This window comes from Sulfitobacter sp. PR48 (assembly GCF_028807335.1).
Taxonomy (GTDB): domain Bacteria; phylum Pseudomonadota; class Alphaproteobacteria; order Rhodobacterales; family Rhodobacteraceae; genus Sulfitobacter.
Genome location: NZ_JARAMM010000019.1, coordinates 1 through 15,801, shown reverse-complemented (window position 1 = coordinate 15,801; position 15,801 = coordinate 1). Strand labels below are relative to the sequence as shown.

The 15,801-nt window shown below is 61.7% G+C and carries 15 protein-coding genes and 2 tRNA genes; 3 read left to right on the top strand and 14 right to left on the bottom strand.

All coding sequences use genetic code 11. From position 1 onward, the window contains the following. Positions 1–3: 3 nt before the first annotated feature. The 6 genes from scpB to PVW51_RS20235 all read right to left on the bottom strand — a co-directional run bounded on the left by scpB (position 4) and on the right by PVW51_RS20235 (position 6,885). Entirely contained in the window at positions 4–669 is a 666-nt protein-coding gene (gene scpB / locus PVW51_RS20260) for an SMC-Scp complex subunit ScpB (protein ID WP_443288520.1), read from the bottom strand. Beyond that, positions 650–1,447, bottom strand: coding sequence for a segregation and condensation protein A (locus PVW51_RS20255; RefSeq protein ID WP_274577116.1), 798 nt, complete (start codon positions 1,445–1,447; stop codon positions 650–652). The genes scpB and PVW51_RS20255 overlap by 20 nt, the downstream gene beginning before the upstream one ends. Beyond that, a complete protein-coding gene (gene nagZ / locus PVW51_RS20250) occupies positions 1,440–2,543 on the bottom strand; it encodes a beta-N-acetylhexosaminidase (protein ID WP_274577115.1) in 1,104 nt (367 codons plus the stop codon). Before nagZ ends, PVW51_RS20255 begins: the two co-directional genes overlap by 8 nt. Beyond that, positions 2,543–3,553: an SPOR domain-containing protein gene (locus PVW51_RS20245; protein ID WP_274577114.1), complete on the bottom strand. Its 1,011-nt coding sequence runs from the start codon at positions 3,551–3,553 to the stop codon at positions 2,543–2,545. Before PVW51_RS20245 ends, nagZ begins: the two co-directional genes overlap by 1 nt. A gap of 78 nt (positions 3,554–3,631) precedes the next feature. Beyond that, complete coding sequence (gene argS / locus PVW51_RS20240; RefSeq protein WP_274577113.1) at positions 3,632–5,377, bottom strand: arginine--tRNA ligase; 1,746 nt, start codon at positions 5,375–5,377, stop codon at positions 3,632–3,634. A gap of 335 nt (positions 5,378–5,712) precedes the next feature. Beyond that, positions 5,713–6,885 (bottom strand): deoxyguanosinetriphosphate triphosphohydrolase, encoded by a 1,173-nt coding sequence (locus PVW51_RS20235; RefSeq protein WP_274577112.1) that lies wholly within the window; start codon positions 6,883–6,885, stop codon positions 5,713–5,715. A 92-nt stretch (positions 6,886–6,977) separates the two neighbouring features. Here PVW51_RS20235 and PVW51_RS20230 point away from each other — a divergent pair, with 92 nt between their 5' ends. Next, entirely contained in the window at positions 6,978–7,301 is a 324-nt protein-coding gene (locus tag PVW51_RS20230) for a HesB/IscA family protein (RefSeq protein WP_269366480.1), read from the top strand. A gap of 126 nt (positions 7,302–7,427) precedes the next feature. Then, positions 7,428–8,237 (top strand): exodeoxyribonuclease III, encoded by an 810-nt coding sequence (gene xth, locus PVW51_RS20225; RefSeq protein ID WP_274577111.1) that lies wholly within the window; start codon positions 7,428–7,430, stop codon positions 8,235–8,237. Between the two features lie 75 nt (positions 8,238–8,312). On the opposite strand, the gene PVW51_RS20220 is transcribed toward xth, so the two are convergent. The 3 genes from PVW51_RS20220 to PVW51_RS20210 are packed head-to-tail and all read right to left on the bottom strand — an operon-like array spanning position 8,313 to position 11,339. Further along, positions 8,313–8,990, bottom strand: coding sequence for an HAD family hydrolase (locus PVW51_RS20220; protein WP_274577110.1), 678 nt, complete (start codon positions 8,988–8,990; stop codon positions 8,313–8,315). Further along, positions 8,987–9,727 carry a 3-deoxy-manno-octulosonate cytidylyltransferase gene (locus PVW51_RS20215; protein WP_274577109.1) on the bottom strand — a complete coding sequence of 247 codons (741 nt, stop codon included), beginning with the start codon at positions 9,725–9,727 and terminating at the stop codon, positions 8,987–8,989. The genes PVW51_RS20220 and PVW51_RS20215 overlap by 4 nt, the downstream gene beginning before the upstream one ends. A 4-nt stretch (positions 9,728–9,731) precedes the next feature. Next, the gene (locus PVW51_RS20210; protein WP_274577108.1) at positions 9,732–11,339 is read right to left on the bottom strand and encodes an aldolase catalytic domain-containing protein; all 1,608 of its coding nucleotides are present in this window, start codon (positions 11,337–11,339) and stop codon (positions 9,732–9,734) included. 411 nt (positions 11,340–11,750) lie between these two features. On the opposite strand from PVW51_RS20210, the gene PVW51_RS20205 reads away from it, so the two are divergent. Continuing rightward, positions 11,751–12,521 (top strand): hypothetical protein, encoded by a 771-nt coding sequence (locus PVW51_RS20205; protein WP_274577107.1) that lies wholly within the window; start codon positions 11,751–11,753, stop codon positions 12,519–12,521. Between the two features lie 559 nt (positions 12,522–13,080). Here PVW51_RS20205 and PVW51_RS20200 read toward each other — a convergent pair. The 5 genes from PVW51_RS20200 to PVW51_RS20180 form a co-directional block, all read right to left on the bottom strand. Further along, positions 13,081–13,156: transfer RNA gene (locus tag PVW51_RS20200), tRNA-Val, on the bottom strand. 35 nt (positions 13,157–13,191) lie between these two features. Then, positions 13,192–13,755 carry a histidine phosphatase family protein gene (locus tag PVW51_RS20195; protein ID WP_274577106.1) on the bottom strand — a complete coding sequence of 188 codons (564 nt, stop codon included), beginning with the start codon at positions 13,753–13,755 and terminating at the stop codon, positions 13,192–13,194. A 5-nt stretch (positions 13,756–13,760) separates the two neighbouring features. Next, entirely contained in the window at positions 13,761–14,342 is a 582-nt protein-coding gene (locus tag PVW51_RS20190) for a histidine phosphatase family protein (RefSeq protein WP_274577105.1), read from the bottom strand. A 488-nt stretch (positions 14,343–14,830) separates the two neighbouring features. Beyond that, positions 14,831–14,905, bottom strand: a tRNA-Val gene (locus PVW51_RS20185). Between the two features lie 58 nt (positions 14,906–14,963). After that, complete coding sequence (locus tag PVW51_RS20180) at positions 14,964–15,350, bottom strand: HU family DNA-binding protein (RefSeq protein ID WP_269366498.1); 387 nt, start codon at positions 15,348–15,350, stop codon at positions 14,964–14,966. Positions 15,351–15,801 lie beyond the last annotated feature (451 nt).

The following is a 15,801-nucleotide window of genomic DNA, read 5'->3' as shown; positions in this document are numbered from 1 at the left end:
GCATCAATCCTCGAAAAGCTCGCTCTGGCCCTCGGTGCTCTCTTCCTCGTCCTCGCCTTCGCCCATCAGCGGCAGGGTGCCGGGGGGTGGCCGGTTTTCCAGCAGACCGGCAGCGCGCAATTCCTTCAATCCCGGCAGGTCGCGGGCGTTTTCCAGCCCGAAATGATCCAGGAAACCTTCGGTCACCACAAAGGTCACCGGGCGGCCCGGTGTCATCTTGCGGCGGCCAAAGCGAATCCATTCCAGTTCCAGCAATTGATCCACCGTGCCCCGGCTGACCGAGACGCCGCGGATCTCCTCGATTTCGGCGCGGGTGACGGGCTGGTGATAGGCGATGATCGCCAGTGTTTCGATGGCGGCACGGCTCAGCTTGCGGACCTCGACGGTTTCCTTCTGCATCAGAAAGCCCAGATCGGCCGCTGTGCGCATCGCATAGCCATCCCCGACCTTGGAGACCTGCACGCCGCGCCCCTCGTAACGGCGGCGCAGGTGCACCATGGCCTCGCCCGCGTCGCAGCCATGCGGCAGCCGCGCCTCCAGCTCCTTGAGGGTGATCGGCTCGGAGGTGGCGAAAAGCACCGCCTCGATCATCCGTTCCTGTTCGGCCATCGGCGGGGCCTCGAACAGGCTTTCTTCTTTTTCTTCAATATCATCCGCCACGCGGTACATCCCTTTTTCGCAGCTGGATCGGGGCAAAGACCTCCGATTGCCGGATCTCCAGATGGCCCTCTTTTACCAGTTCGAGAGAGGCGGCAAAGGTCGATGCCGTGGCGGAGCGGCGGCGCACCGGGTCGCTTTCCCAGCCTTCGGGCAGATAGCTCATCAAGTCGCCCCATTCCCCGGCATAGCCGATCAGGCCGCGCATCCGTTCCAGCGCCTGTTCCATGGTGAATACCGCGTCCCGGTCCATGACAAAGGGGCGGAATTCGTCGCGGGTGCGGATCCGGGCATAGCCCTGCATCAGGTCCAGCAGGGTGGCGGTATAGGTCACCCGGCGCACCCGGCGGATTTCATGGGTCTGGCCACGCGCGAAAAAATCGCGCCCCAGCTGGTCGCGCGCCATCAGCCGCGCGGCGGCGTCGCGCATCGCCTGCAGCCGCTCCAGCTGAAACGCCAGATGCGCGGCCAGTTCCTCGCCCGAGGGGCCCTCTTCCGTGGGATCCGGCGGCAGCAACAGGCGGGATTTCAGAAAGGCGAGCCAGGCCGCCATCACCAGATAATCGGCGGCCAGTTCCAGCCGCAGGGCCTTGGCCTTGTCCACAAAGGCCAGGTATTGCCGCGCCAGTTGCAGCACCGACACCTTACGCAGATCAACTTTCTGGGTGCGGCTGAGGGTCAGCAGCAGGTCCAGCGGCCCCTCAAACCCATCCACATCGACAATCAGCGCTTCGGCGGCGCGCCTTTCGGCAACCGAAACAATATCTTCCTCGAATGTGGATTCAGCCATGCCCCGTCCCGCCCAAAAGCGCTTCAAGTTCGCTTTCCAGTGCGGGAATGTCAACGTCGTCGGGGCGTTTGCGCATCGACAGGGCACGCTCCGCGCGGGTCTGGGCGGCTTTTGTCATCTCGCCTGCCGCCTCGGCCACCGCGATCCGGTCCGCCAGCGGCTGGTTGCAGTAAAGCGCCACATCGCAGCCCGCCGCCAGTGCGGCGCGGGTGCTTGCCACATGGCTGCCCGCCAGCGCCTTCATCGACAGGTCGTCGGTCATGATCAGATTGTCAAAGCCGATCTCCTCGCGGATCAGGCGCATCACCGGGGCCGAACAGGTCGCGGGTGCGGGGTCAATCGCGTCATAGACCAGATGGGCGGTCATCCCCATCGGCAGGTCGTTCAGCGCCTTGAAGGGGGCGAAATCCACCGCTGTCAGATCCGCATGGGCGGCATCGACGCGGGGCAGGTCAAAATGGCTGTCCATCGTGGCGCGGCCATGGCCGGGGATATGTTTGACCACCGGCAGCACCCCGCCGTCCAGCATCCCCTGCCCTGCGGCGCGGCCCAGGGTGGCAACGCGAGCAGGCTCGCTGCCATAGCAGCGGTTGCGCAGGAACTGGTGGGTCTGGTGGCCCGCCACATCGACCATCGGGGCGCAATTGCTGTCGATGCCAAGCGCCGCAAGCTCATCCGCGATGATGCGGTGGCGCAGATACATCGCCCGTTCCGCCCCGCGCCCGGCCAGGGCCACGAAATCGAGCGGCGGCAGCCATTCGCGCCAGTGCGGCGCGCGCAGGCGCTGCACGCGTCCGCCTTCCTGATCAATGGTGATGACCGCCTCATGCCCTGCCGCCTCGCGCAATTCATCGCAGAGCGCGCGGACCTGATCCGGCGTGTCGATGTTGCGGGCAAAGAGGATAAAGCCAAAGGGCCGCGTGTCGCGGAAAAACGCCTTTTCCTCCGCAGAGAGGGTCAGCCCGTCCGCATCGAGGATGGTCGCCCCAAAGGGGCGCGTTGACAGTTCCCCAAAGGGGCGCGTTGACAGTTCCCCAAAGGGGCGCGTTGACGTTTCCCCAAAGGGGCGCGCTGACGTTTCCCCAAAGGGGGGCATCAGCGTGTTACCACGGGAATGCAATCGGCATTCTCTGCCACCAGCGCCGAACAGAAGCGGCGCGCATCGGCGATGTCTTCAAAGCCCATGGCGCGCAGGCGGTAGAACACCCGCCCCCCGCTGGAGGCCTTTTGCACCACCCGTTTCTTGTCACCCAGATAGGCGCTGAACCGGTTCTGCAGCTGATCCCATTGCTCGCGCGCCACCTCGGCGCTGTCGAAGGCGCCCAGCTGCGCCAGCCGGGTGCCTGCGGGCAGATTGGCGGCATCCACTTCTTCTGACGCGGTATCGGCGCTTTGTGTGGTCAGCGCCGCCGGGGTGACAACGGCGCGGGTGGCGGGGCGCCGCTTGGGGCGCAGGGAATGGCGCACGCCGGGCCCGTCGATCACGCCGGCAAGGCGTTCTTCGGATTCGACAACCTCGGCCACCACGTCCTGGGTGACCTCGGCCACGATGGCATCGGTTTCATCCTCGATCCCGGTCAGCGGGGCGACACCATCTGTCAGCTTGGCCACCAGATCATCCACCTCCCCGCTCGCAAGCGCGCTTGCCACCTCATCGGCCGAAACCTGTGCGGCAGGGGCGGCGGCGGCGGGCGCTTGCTGCTGTGGCGCATCTGTCACCATGGCCGCCTGAACCACCTGATCCTCATCGGACAGATCGACCGGTCTGGGGGCCAGACGCAGCTGATCGGCGGGCCGGCCGGCACTGCCTTCGGCGGCGATCACATTGACGGACAATCCCTGATGGTCGGCCAGTTCGCCGCCCGGATCTTCGGGGCGGATGCGCATTTCGCCGCTGGCCGCCCGGACCACGGGAATGCCGCTGACGTCGCGGACAAGCAGTTTGTACCCCCAGACCCCGATCCCCGCAATCAGCGCCAGCGACACCATGGCACCTGCCAGATTTGTCAGCTTTTTCAAGCTTCTGGCGGTGGATGTCAGGCCGGAATCAGCTGCGGATTCAAAGGAGTAATCCCCCGCCATGGGGGAAGAGGTGAATTCTGCCATTTTTGCCTCACTGCCCGCGAGATACATCGCCGCGCGGGTCTGGATATGGGGTTGCCTGTCAGCGCCGTTGCTCGTGCGTTATCGCATCTCTTGCGCCGGAGTGACCCCAAGAATACCAAGACCTGCCGCAATTACAATCGCCGCGGACCGCGCGAGCGCAATTTTTGCCATCGTGGCCTTCGGGTTGTCCTCCTGCAGGAAGCGGAGCGAAGGCACCTCGTTGCCCCGGTTCCACAATCCGTGGAATTCTCCGGCCAGTTCGTAGAGATAAAAGGCCACCCGATGCGGCTCATTGGTCCGGGCGGCAATTTCCACCAGCCGGGGCCATTCGCCGATCTTGCGCAGCAGGGCAATCTCCGCCTCGTGATCCAGAAGCGACAGATCCGCCTGTGCCAGCGCCGCATCGTCGAGCGTCATGCCGGCCTCTGCCGCCTTGCGCAGCACGGAGGACACCCGCGCATGGGCATATTGCACATAGAACACCGGGTTCTCGCGCGATTGCTCAAGCACCTTGTCGAAATCGAAATCCAGCATCGCATCGTTCTTGCGGGTCAGCATGACGAAACGGGTCACATCCGGCCCCACCTGATCCACCACGTCGCGCAGGGTCACAAAGGTCCCTGCCCGTTTCGACATCTTGAACGGCTCGCCGTTCTTGAACAGTTTCACCAGCTGGGTCAGCTTGATATCGAGCGGCACCTTGCCCCCCGACAGCGCCGAAACCGCCGCCTTCATCCGTTTGACATAGCCGCCGTGATCGGCGCCGAAGACGTCGATCAACAGGTCGAACCCACGCTGCACCTTGTCATAGTGATAGGCGATGTCGGGCGCGAAATAGGTCCAGCCGCCATCGGATTTCATCACCGGACGGTCCACGTCGTCGCCATGTTCGGTGGATCTGAACAGGGTCTGCTCGCGCGGTTCCCAATCTTCGGGCTTCTTGCCCTTGGGCGGCTCCAGCACGCCCTCATAGATCAGGCCCTTGCCCTTGAGATCTTCCAGCGCCGCTTCGATCCGGCCGGTGCCGTAAAGCGACTTTTCCGAATAGAAGACATCCATCTCGACGCCCAGCGACTTCAGGTCGGCGCGAATGAGGTCCATCATCGCATCGGTGGCAAAGTTGCGCACGTCTTCCAGCCAGAATTGCTCGCCCTTGTCGAGATAGGCATCGCCCACCTTGGCCTTCAGCGCCTCGCCCACCGCGATCAGGTAATCACCGGGATAGGTGCCGTCCGGAAAGGCGACCTCCTGGCCATACGCTTCGAGGTAGCGCAGGTAGACCGAGCGCGCCAGCACATCGACCTGCGCGCCGCCGTCGTTGATGTAATATTCACGGGTCACGTCAAAGCCTGCGAAGTCCAGCAGGCTGGCCAGCGCATCGCCAAAGACCGCACCCCGGGTATGGCCCACATGCAGCGGTCCGGTGGGGTTGGCGGAAACATATTCCACATTCACCCTGCGCCCCGCGCCAAGGCTGCCGCGCCCGAAATCGGTGCCCTCGGTCAGCACCGCGCCCGCGATGCCCTGCCAGACGGAGGGCGCAAGCCGCAGGTTCAGGAACCCCGGCCCCGCCACCTCTGCCGAGGTGATGCGCGGATCGTCGGTCAGCTTTGCGGCCAGCGCATCGGCAATGTCGCGCGGTTTCATCGCGGCGGGCTTTGCCAGCACCATCGCGGCATTGGTCGCCATGTCGCCATGCGCGGGATCGCGCGGCGGTTCCGCCGTGATCGGGTCGGTGTTCAGGCCCCCGGGCAGCACGCCCTCGGCGACCAGTTGGTCAAGGCAGTTCAGGATCACATCGCGGATGTCGGCAAATAGGTTCATTGGAAAGTTCCTTCGTCTCAGGCTCGTCTATCATCTTGCCGGGGACAGTCAATCGGGACGGGCCGCGCGGGGCGGATGCCGGGCGATCCTGACCCGGCCATCAAGCCGTTCCCCCAGACCGGACCTTAGACGCGATGCGTATCGAGGTCTGGTGAGTGGACATCGCTGCCCTGTCCAACATCCGAAAACAGGTCACGACGCCTCCGCCAAGGCGATGCCCTGGCTCTGTCGGTGACGCGGGCGGTTCGGGCGCTGCCAAAGCTTTGCTTTGGCAATTGGGCTTCACTTTGAAAACGCAAGTTGGGCTCTTTGCCAACCTTCGCAGCGGCAGGCGCTCAGGAGGTGCCGATCAGCCGCGCGTGTTCCTGCAGGGCGAAGCGGTCGGTCATGCCGGCAATATAATCCGACACCATGCGCGCCAGCGTGGTCCGGTCCTGCGCCGCCTCCTCGATTTGGCGCGCCCAGTGGCGCGGCATCAGGTCGGGCTGTGCCAGAAACAGCGGAAACAGCTCCTCCACCACCTTGGTGACTCGGGCCCGCTCTGCCATCACCTGGGGCGCGCGGTACATGCGTGCAAAGAGGAAATCGCGGATCTGGCGCAGATCCTGCCACATCGCGGGTGAAAAACGGATCACCGGACGGCCCAGATGGCGGATCTCTGCGGGGCTTTGCGCCCCCGACCCTTCCAGCAGCGCCCGTGACGTGTCGATCACATCTGCAACCATCACCCCGAACACCCGCCGCAGCGCCTCGTGCCGCCGCCGGTAGCTGTCAGTCTCGGGATAAAGCCTGTCCACCTGCGCATAGGCCGGCCCGACCAGCGGCAGTTCGGCAATCTCATCCTCGGTGAACAGCCCCGCGCGCAGCCCGTCATGCAGATCGTGGTTGTTATAGGCGATGTCATCGGAAAGCGCCGCCACCTGTGCCTCGGCACTGGCGTGGGTATGAAGCTCAAGGTCATGCTGGGCGTCATATTCCGCCAGCGCATAGGGCAGTTCGCCCACAATCTGGCCATCGCCCCGCAGGGGCGTCACAGGGCCATTATGCTTGGCAATGCCTTCCAGCGTGTCCCAGGTCAGGTTCAGCCCGTCGAATTCGGCATAATGGCGTTCCAGCCGGGTCACGATGCGGATCGCCTGGGCGTTGTGATCAAACCCGCCATAGGGGGCCATCAGCGCATGCAGCGCATCCTCTCCGGTATGGCCAAAGGGCGTGTGGCCCAGATCATGCGCCAGCGCCACCGCCTCGGTCAGCTCGCCATTCAGCCCCAGCGCCCCGGCGATGGTGCGCGCCACCTGCGCCACCTCGATCGAATGGGTCAGCCGGGTGCGATAATAATCACCCTCATGTTCCACAAAAACCTGGGTCTTGTGCTTGAGCCTGCGAAAGGCGCTGGCATGAATGATCCTGTCCCGGTCCCGCTGATAGCAGGAACGAAACGTGCTTTCCTCCTCCGCCACACGCCGTCCCCGGGCGCGCGTCGGATCAGAGGCATAGGGCGCGTGCATCTGGCCGGTCCTTGTAGCCTGTCCTGCGGACTTCTATATTGCAAGCAACCGGGGATGAAAACCGGCCCAGCATTGCAGAACGGAGACGCGCCATGAACCTGCCGCCCAAAGTCACCTCCCGCGCCTTTGAACGCCTGGCCGAGATCGGCGCAGGCGATCAGGGCAAGGCATTGCGCGTCGCGGTCGAAGGCGGTGGCTGCTCCGGCTTTCAATATGACATCGCACTGGATGACCCCAGGGAAGATGACCTGATCCTGGAAGGATCGGGGCAAAAGGTGGTGGTGGACAGCATCTCGCTGCCCTTCCTCGCCAATGCGGTGATCGATTTTTCCGAAGAGCTGATCGGCGCGCGCTTCGTGATCGAGAACCCGAATGCCACCTCCGCCTGCGGCTGCGGCACCTCCTTCTCGATGTAGGATCGGCGCGTCCTGAGCCCCGGATCCTGCCCCCGGCCTGCGCGCCCTTGCCAGATCGCCGCCCCTGCCCCTTGCCCCGCTGCCCCAGATCGGCGATAGCTCCCTCAGCCTGCAGGGAGTGAGATGATGAAAATTGCCACCTTCAACATCAACGGCATAAAGGCCCGTGCCGAGGCCCTGCCCGCCTGGCTGGACGAGGCGCAGCCCGATGTGGTGCTTTTGCAAGAGATCAAGTCGGTGGACGAGGCCTTTCCCCGCGAAATCTTCGAGGAGCGCGGCTATAACGTCGAAACCCACGGCCAGAAATCCTTCAACGGCGTGGCGATCCTTTCAAAACTCCCGCTGGAGGATGTGACCCGCGGGTTGCCCGGCGATACAGCAGACGAACAGGCCCGCTATATCGAGGCCACGATTGTCGGCGAAAACGCGGCACTGCGCCTCTGCGGGCTCTACCTGCCCAACGGCAACCCGGTGGAGCTGGACGCAGATGGCGCGCCGGTCGCGGGGGGCAAATTTGCCTATAAACTGGGCTGGATGGACCGGCTGCGCGCCCGCGCCGAATGCCTGCTGGCCGAGGAAACGCCCTTTCTGATGGCGGGCGATTACAACATTATCCCCCAGGCCGAGGATGCGGCAAAACCGGAAAGCTGGCGCGACGATGCGCTGTTCCGCCCCGAGTCCCGCGAAAAGTGGCGCAGGCTGCTGAACCTGGGCCTGACCGAGGCCTTCCGCGCCCGCACCCAGGGCCCCGGCCACTACAGTTTCTGGGATTACCAGGCCGGTGCCTGGAACCGCAACAACGGCATCCGGATCGACCATTTCCTGCTGTCCCCCGCCTGCGCCGACCTGCTGCGCGACTGCCAGATCGACCGCGACATCCGCGGCCGCGACAAACCTTCGGACCACGTCCCGGTCTGGGTCGATCTGGATCTTTGAGGGGGTTTGGGGGAGCGAGATGGTGGAGCGTATCCGCCGTTAGACTGCGGTAACCAAAGCGGTCACCGCAATCCCTCAGCTGGCAAGATCGCCAACACCGGCAATTGTGATGATGTCATTTTGCTCAACGTAGGCCGGCCAGTCGGCCAGGTCGGTCCAGCCGTGGACGAAGATGAAATCCAGCCCTGCGGCAGAGGCGGCTTCGTGGTCAAGGCGGCTGTCACCCAGGAAAAGCGCCGGCCCGGAGATATTGCCGACCGAAAGCTCGCGGTCCAGGATCATGCTCTTGGTGTCCGGGCTGCCGAATATTCCGCCGTCGAACAGATCGGAAATGCCACGCGCCGCGAAAACTTCGCGCAGCTCGTTCTGGTCGCCTCCCGACACAATCAGCCAGTTGGCACCCCGGGTTTTACTCCGCAACTGCTCCAGGCCTGTGGCGATCCCGCAGTTCATCAGCCCGTCTCGAACGGTCTCTGCATAGATCTGGAGCAATGCCTCGTGATCCGGGCCGTCACGCCCCGGAACAGCACCTGCCCCATGTTCGGGCACGATCCGTTCGAGGAAATGCGCGAATTTGACGTATCGTGATATCCCGCCATTCGCCACATGATACGCGACCAGCGCATCAGCCGCCGCCGCGCCATAAGGCATTGCCGCGCTGCGAAAAGCGGCAGTCTTGACCTGGTTGGAATCAAGAACCACGCCGTCGCAATCGAACACCAGCGTACCGTAGTGTGACAGGTTTGTATTCACAAGGAACGCCGTGCCTGCAATGCCGCTTCGACCTTCGCCACGTCTTCCTCAACGTCAACCGCGAGGCTGCCAGGCCGGCATTCGTACATAAATATCTTACTACCGAGTTCGAGGAAGCGAAGGATCTCGATGTCCTCCGCCTTTTCCAATGTACTCTTGCGTCCGAAAGCACCATAGGCCGCCAACTCTTCCCCGGAAAAGCCATAGATGCACACCTGCTTCATGTACCGCTCGGGTGCATACTTGGGATCCTTGAAACCCGGCAGCGCCGTCCGAGACATGTAGACCATAACGCCGTCCTCGGTGGTGATTACTTTAGGAATGTTGACGCTGGTAGGGTCCTCGTCTGCACCGATCCAGCAGAAGCCATTAAAAATCATCTCCGGCTGTTCAGTCTTCAACTCAATACAGCGGCGGATATCCGCAGGCTCGACCAAAGGTTCATCCCCTTGGACGTTGACGTAAATGTCATAATCGATCATGGACGCAGCTTCGGACAATCTATCGGTGCCGGTCAGTGCCTCAGAGCTCGTCATGAGAGGCTGAAACCCAGCCTCACGGGCCACATCGGCGATGCGTTCGTCCTCGGTTGCGATATAGACATGTTCCTGACCGACGGCGCGGGCGGAAAGCTCCGCAACCCACAGGATCATGGGTTTACCCAGAAGTTCCACCAAAGGTTTCCCGGGAAACCGGGTTGAGGCGTAGCGGGCTGGGATGATGACACAAGCGCGCATGATATCAGAATCCGTAGATGCTTCGGACCGGAAGGCCCTTGTAGCTGGTGGGTGTGACGGAAGTCAGATGCTCTATCGCCCCGGAGTCGGCGAAAGTCGCAAACATGGCTTCTACTTCTTGGTTTCGCAGGTCGCCTTCGGGATAACCGTCGAATCCGGCCATTAGTATATGCGCAGCTTTCCCGCTCGTTGCCACGGCAAGGGCATAGCCCAGGACAAGCGATGACGGAGCATTACAGTGGGTTTCGTGAAACTCGAACTTGTCCGGGGTGATGCCGAGCCCGAAATCGAGAAGTTCCTTTCCCTCAAGCTCGTTACGAAGACCAGCCGGAAGCATGGAAGCCGGCGTGATCAGAGGTTGCGGCAAGCTGGCGTGTGTTTCAGCATCCGCCAGCAACCGAACCGGATGACACGCGACGCGCAAATCAATTAGGTCGGTGTCAATCGCCTGCTGCGTATTCAGGGCAATCACGACGGGCCTCTCACGGCGAATGTAAGCCTCAAGCGCCGCGCGGTGCGCTGTAGCACCCGGCCCCGTGCCGAGGATGAGGACCTCTCGGTCCGCCATCATCTCCGACGGTGCCCAGGTTCCGCGTGGCTCGCCCTTGTAAAATTGTCTCGCACCATCGAGAGTGTTGAAGCTGAAGCTCTTGCCCCCCTCTTCCCGCAGGTGCTGGATCACCGCGAGAATGTCTTCCTCGTCGAACCGCGAGTCGCCTATCATTTCCTGAATATAGGTCGGGTGGATTCCGTACTTGCCCGATAGGAAGTAGTAGGGATTGGTGCCCCAGCCATACTTAGTCCGCATCGGCCCAAAGTGCTTCCGGATAAGCGTCATCAGCGGCACAAGATTGGCCGACCGATCGCGAAGCGCCTCCGCTTCGATCGCGAGTTCCTCGGTACGGGTATTGCCTGGCCCCCGTCCCATGCCGGTAACCGTCGCATCGAGCCAGGTCACGCCCGCAGAATGCGCGCGGAGCGTATTCGACAGCCCCAGCCCCAAATTATCGTGCGTGTGAATGCCAAGCGGTCCTTCCCAACCCGATTGCAACCAACCCACGATACGGGCCGCATCATCCGGAGTCATGCTCCCCATGCTGTCCGCAAAGTAGAGAACCTCAATCGGGCACTCTGACGCCATACGCGCCAAATCCTCTACTTCCTGCTGTGAGCGATCGGCGATTTGCATCAGGTTGAAGCCCACGCGATAACCACGTTCAACCAGCCAAGCGGCTGCCGGAAGAGCTTCCGGAAGTTCGCGGAAGTGGCAGGCGAAGCGCACAATGTCTACCGGTGTGGTATCCGCTTTTTCCGGGAACAGACGTTCGAGCGCAGGGATGCAGCCAAGGTCGGTGCAAAGATCTGCCCCATTCACCATCACGGCAACTTCGAGGTCAGCCGGGATCGTCAGGCTGCGTAAAAAATCATCAGTTGTATAGGCGCAAGCACCCTTGAAGCCATTGTTCTGCAAGAATCGGAAACCGAGTTCGACGACATCTACCTGAGCCGCCTTCATCGCGATCAGGTATTCCTCGATGAGTGCCGGAGAGAAGTCCCAGGCGTTGTAGTATCCACCGTCACGAAAGGTGCAGTCGAGAATTTTAGTTGTCATAATTCGTTCCAAACAAACATTATCTTCATTTTAATCAGCTCTTTGACTGTCCCAGGCTACTGCGCCCAATGTTATTGTCTCCCCCGCCGGGATGCACGCACGGCAAGAGTGCCAATATACAAATTCAGCGATCTGAACCAGAGCAATAACGTTCCAGAAGAGCAGTGCTCGAAGCCTATCGCATAGCGCACTATCTAACGAACCAGACATCCTCTTGAAGGGCAATTCCCGTAACAATCAAAATTCACCCCTTTTGGCTGGCCTTCTGTGCGGCGGAGATTCTAAGCCGCTGCTTGCTCTTCACGCCGACACCATGGACATCCGAAACAGTCTTGAGATAAACGCTGAAGAGCGATCCGGCCGAGTATCGGCTCTTACAATGAAATTTGCTGTTCGGACAGGAGGCACCGCATGAAATCAATTTTTTTCCTAACTTCGCAGACTAGCGCCACCACTTCAATCGCACGTATCATTACTACGGTCTTGAACCGTTCCATGGAATACGTCAGATTCTACGACAAGGCACTAGAGACTCATGCCAAGGACGAAGTCTCGTCACTGGTGCCCCCGAAAGATGGCAAGTTCCTTCTCTTCAACCATCCGCCAAGCTTGAACCGTAACATGCCGCTCACGGACTACAAGTACATGATCAACTTCCGTGATCCGCGAGACCGCATTTGCAATAGTTACTTTTGGCAGTTTTCACACCCGACCAAAGAGACTGAAGAACAACGGGAAAAACGCATTCAACGTGTAAAGGAAATGGGTATTGACCGGTGGGTTTTGGACCGGATCGCGAAAAGCACTGAGAATGATTACTACAAGAACATATTTTGGCTGATCGAAAACGCGCCGCAGGGATCCTACGTAGTTGCAACATATGCACAACTATGCTGCGATTTTGACAGCTTCATCAAGAAAGTCATCGAGATCACAGGTGTAACGCCGTCGCCCAATGCTTGGAAATTGCTGGAAGACGAACGTCCCGAAACCGTCGAAAACAACGCCAAATGGATTGGTAATGAATGGATAGGTTCCGACGTCGTGCCGGGCCGGTACAAGCAAGAGCTCAAACCGGAAACCATCGAAGCGGTGTCAGACTACTTCAAAGATACGCTCAAGAAAATGGCAGCCGCGGATCCGGAATTCGCACACCAGTATCTTGAAAATGTGAAGTCCTGAAGGATGGTGGGTCATGAGAGGCTCGAACGCCAGACCCAGAGTGCCGCGCAGCGGTGCGCGTCGGTCGGGCCTACAAGGGAAAGCCTCCCTATCATCTTGATCTGACGGTGAAGGATGGTGGGTCGTGAGAGGCTCGAACGCCAGACCCAGAGTGCCGCGCAGCGGCGCGCGTCGGTCGGGCCTGCAAGGGAAAGCGTCCCAATCATCTTGATCTGACGGTGAAGGATGGTGGGTCGTGAGAGGCTCGAACGCCAGACCCAGAGTGCCGCGCAGCGGCGCGCGTCGGTCGGGCCTGCAAGGGAAAGCCTCCCTATAACCCTGATCAGAAAGTGAAGGATGGTGGGTCGTGAGAGGCTCGAACTCCCGACCCAGAGTGCCGCGCAGCGGTGCGCGTCGGTCGGGCCTGCAAGGGAAAGCCTCCCTATAACCCTGATCAGAAAGTGAAGGATGGTGGGTCGTGAGAGGCTCGATCTCCCGACCCAGAGCGCCGCGCAGCGGCGCGCGTCGGTCGGGCCTGCAAGGGAAAGCCTCGCTATCATCTTGATCTGACGGTGAAGGATGGTGGGTCGTGAGAGGCTCGAACTCCCGACATCTTCGGTGTAAACGAAGCGCTCTACCAACTGAGCTAACGACCCGGCCCGGCTCTCTTAGCGCAAGGCGGGGGGCGGCTTCAAGCCCCTAAAGTCAGTCGGGTTTGCACCCCGCCATCAACGTAGAATACAACCCCCTGCCCGCCGTCGATGACGCGCAGATCGCGGGGCGGGCGGCCGGTCAGGATCAGGCGCAGCATGCGCGAGGTGATGCCATGGGTCACCAGCACCGAGGGCTGCGTCAGCCGCGCCAGAAAGGCGCTGCAGCGGTCGTGCAGGGCCGCCAGCCCCTCGCCCCCCGGTGCCAGATCATAAAGCGCAAACCCGTCCTGTGCACCGGTCTGCGCGATCAGATCGGCGCGGGTTTCCCCGGCCCAGCCGCCGAGGCCGATTTCGGCCAGCGCCGCTTCGGTCTGCAAGGGGCCGGGAACGGCTTGCATCACGATGCGGGCGGTCTGCACCGCCCGGCCCTGCGGGCTGCTGAGGATTTGGAAACCGGTCAGGTCGCGCGCTGCCAGGATCTGGCGCTGGGTCTCGGCCTGGGCCCTGCCCCGGTCGGTCAGATCGGCATGGAAATGGCCCTGCAAACGGCCCGAGGCGTTCCAGGTCGTCTCGCCATGGCGCAGGATATAGAGCGGCGGCATCCGGCTCACTCCGGCAGGTCCAGCCGTGTTTCCACCCCGTTTTCAAGCAGGTAGACGCAGCCTTGCAGGTTCGACAGGCGGCCGGCCTCGGCCAGCGGCAGGCCACGGGCCTCGGCCCGCAGCACCTGTCCCAGCAGCCCATGAGCGACAATGACAGTGGGGCCGTCGAGGCTGCGCATGAAGTCGCGGATGCGGGCGTGAAACGCCGTCAGCCCCTCGCCGCCCTCGGCCGCCTCGTAGATCTCAAGCGCTGTGGGATCGGTGGCCGCCCAATCGGGATGCCGGGCCATGATCTCGTCGCGCAGCAGCCCCTGCCAGTGGCCCGCGTGGATTTCCATCAGCCGCGGGTCGGTCCGGTACGGCCTTTGCCCCAGTGCGATATCCGCCGTCTGCCGTGCCCGGCCAAGCGGAGAGGCAAAAAGCGCCGGCTCATCTGCAAGGATCGGGGGCATCAGCGCCGCCTGCCGCCGCGCCTCTGCCAGCCCCTGGTCGGTCAGCGGGGAATCGAGCTGGCCCTGCAGCCTCGATACCTTGTTCCATTCCGTTTGGCCGTGGCGCAGGAACCAGATTTTCGGATATGTCGTCACGTGATTGCCGCCTGCGTCGTTCCGTCGGGTGCAGACAGCCATATCCGGGGTGTTGCCGGATGGAAATGCCAAATTCCGACGCAGGTGTTTCGAAGCCTAAGGGCGCGCTTCGGTCAGGCTCTCAAGGGAACCGCGACCCGACGACCTGAACAACAGTAGAAGAATGGTGGGTGATAAGAGATTTGAACTCCTGACCCAGAGTGCCCGCAGGGCGCGCGTCGGTCAGGCTCTCAGCAAGCCATCCGGTCAGAACATACGAAACGCAGGAAATATGGTGGGTGATAAGAGATTTGAACTCCTGACCCAGTGTGCCCGCAGGGCGCGCGTCGGTCAGGCTCTCAGCAAGCCGCCCGGTCAGATCAAACGAAACGCGAGGAAAAATGGTGGGTGATAAGAGATTTGAACTCCTGACCCAGCTGCCCGCAGGGCGCGCGTCGGTCAGGCTCTCAGCAAGCCGCCCGGTCAGATCAAACGAAACGCAGGAAAAATGGTGGGTGATAAGAGATTTGAACTCCTGACATCTTCGATGTGAACGAAGCGCTCTACCACTGAGCTAATCACCCTTGCCGCGCGAATTAGACAATCGCGCGGGCCGTTGCAAGAGGAGATGCGAAAAAGCTGTTACTCGGCCGCGTCGGGCAGCTTGTCGGACGGGCCGGGTTGCGGCGGTGCGGACTGGCGCACCTTGACCACCATGACGCGGCCATTCGGCATCTGCTTTTCACGGCGGACCTTGACCTTGCCAAAGGGCGGCAGGACCAGTTCGCGGTTGTCGGCGAGCGCCTCGCCCAGCACGGAAAGCAGGGATTCGACGACGGGCTTGGCGTCTTTCTTCTTGATGCCGGAGCGTTTCACGACCTGGTCGATCAGCTCTTTCTTGCGCATGACGGGGCCCAGGATCACCGATTGCGGTGCCTCCACGACGGTGGGTGTCGCTGCTGCGGCAGCGGCGGGCGCCTTGCCATCAATTGCGGTTACGGGGGCGGGTGTTGAGGATTTTGTTGCCACGGGGGTCTTTCTGGTCCGAGAGGACCGTGTTGATTTGGTTGCCATCATACTGCCTCGTAGGTTCTTGTGTTTTGGTTTTTCTACCATACCCCATGTTGTGAGAATATCAAAATCAGGGTGTTGGCCCCAAAATCCGCGTGACTGTGCCGATTTTGCGTGTTTTTGGTTCAAAACCGGCAAAAAACGCAGTGTTTCAGCTGGTTGCGCCCAGTTTCCGCCGCGCCGGTCACAGTCTTTCCTTGCCACCCGGGGCATCGGCCCGACCCTGCGCCGCCTGCCTGTGCCTGCCTGCGAATCCGCCATCCAGACAAAAACGCCCCGATGTGGATCGGGGCGCCAGACTGCTGACAAACCCGGAAACGGTTGCCGCCGGAGGTAAATCGTTCTTCTGCGCTCTGCGTTACGTTTTCGAACGAAGGGCCGCGCCCGAGCCTGGGAGGGCGCATTGAGA

Coding starts and splice junctions, on each gene's coding strand:
- scpB (WP_443288520.1), bottom strand. CDS start 669: ATGTACCGCGTGGCGGATGATATTGAAGAAAAAGAAGAAAGCCTGTTC.
- PVW51_RS20255 (WP_274577116.1), bottom strand. CDS start 1,447: ATGGCTGAATCCACATTCGAGGAAGATATTGTTTCGGTTGCCGAAAGG.
- nagZ (WP_274577115.1), bottom strand. CDS start 2,543: ATGCCCCCCTTTGGGGAAACGTCAGCGCGCCCCTTTGGGGAAACGTCA.
- PVW51_RS20245 (WP_274577114.1), bottom strand. CDS start 3,553: ATGGCAGAATTCACCTCTTCCCCCATGGCGGGGGATTACTCCTTTGAA.
- argS (WP_274577113.1), bottom strand. CDS start 5,377: ATGAACCTATTTGCCGACATCCGCGATGTGATCCTGAACTGCCTTGAC.
- PVW51_RS20235 (WP_274577112.1), bottom strand. CDS start 6,885: ATGCACGCGCCCTATGCCTCTGATCCGACGCGCGCCCGGGGACGGCGT.
- PVW51_RS20230 (WP_269366480.1), top strand. CDS start 6,978: ATGAACCTGCCGCCCAAAGTCACCTCCCGCGCCTTTGAACGCCTGGCC.
- xth (WP_274577111.1), top strand. CDS start 7,428: ATGAAAATTGCCACCTTCAACATCAACGGCATAAAGGCCCGTGCCGAG.
- PVW51_RS20215 (WP_274577109.1), bottom strand. CDS start 9,727: ATGCGCGCTTGTGTCATCATCCCAGCCCGCTACGCCTCAACCCGGTTT.
- PVW51_RS20210 (WP_274577108.1), bottom strand. CDS start 11,339: ATGACAACTAAAATTCTCGACTGCACCTTTCGTGACGGTGGATACTAC.
- PVW51_RS20205 (WP_274577107.1), top strand. CDS start 11,751: ATGAAATCAATTTTTTTCCTAACTTCGCAGACTAGCGCCACCACTTCA.
- PVW51_RS20195 (WP_274577106.1), bottom strand. CDS start 13,755: ATGCCGCCGCTCTATATCCTGCGCCATGGCGAGACGACCTGGAACGCC.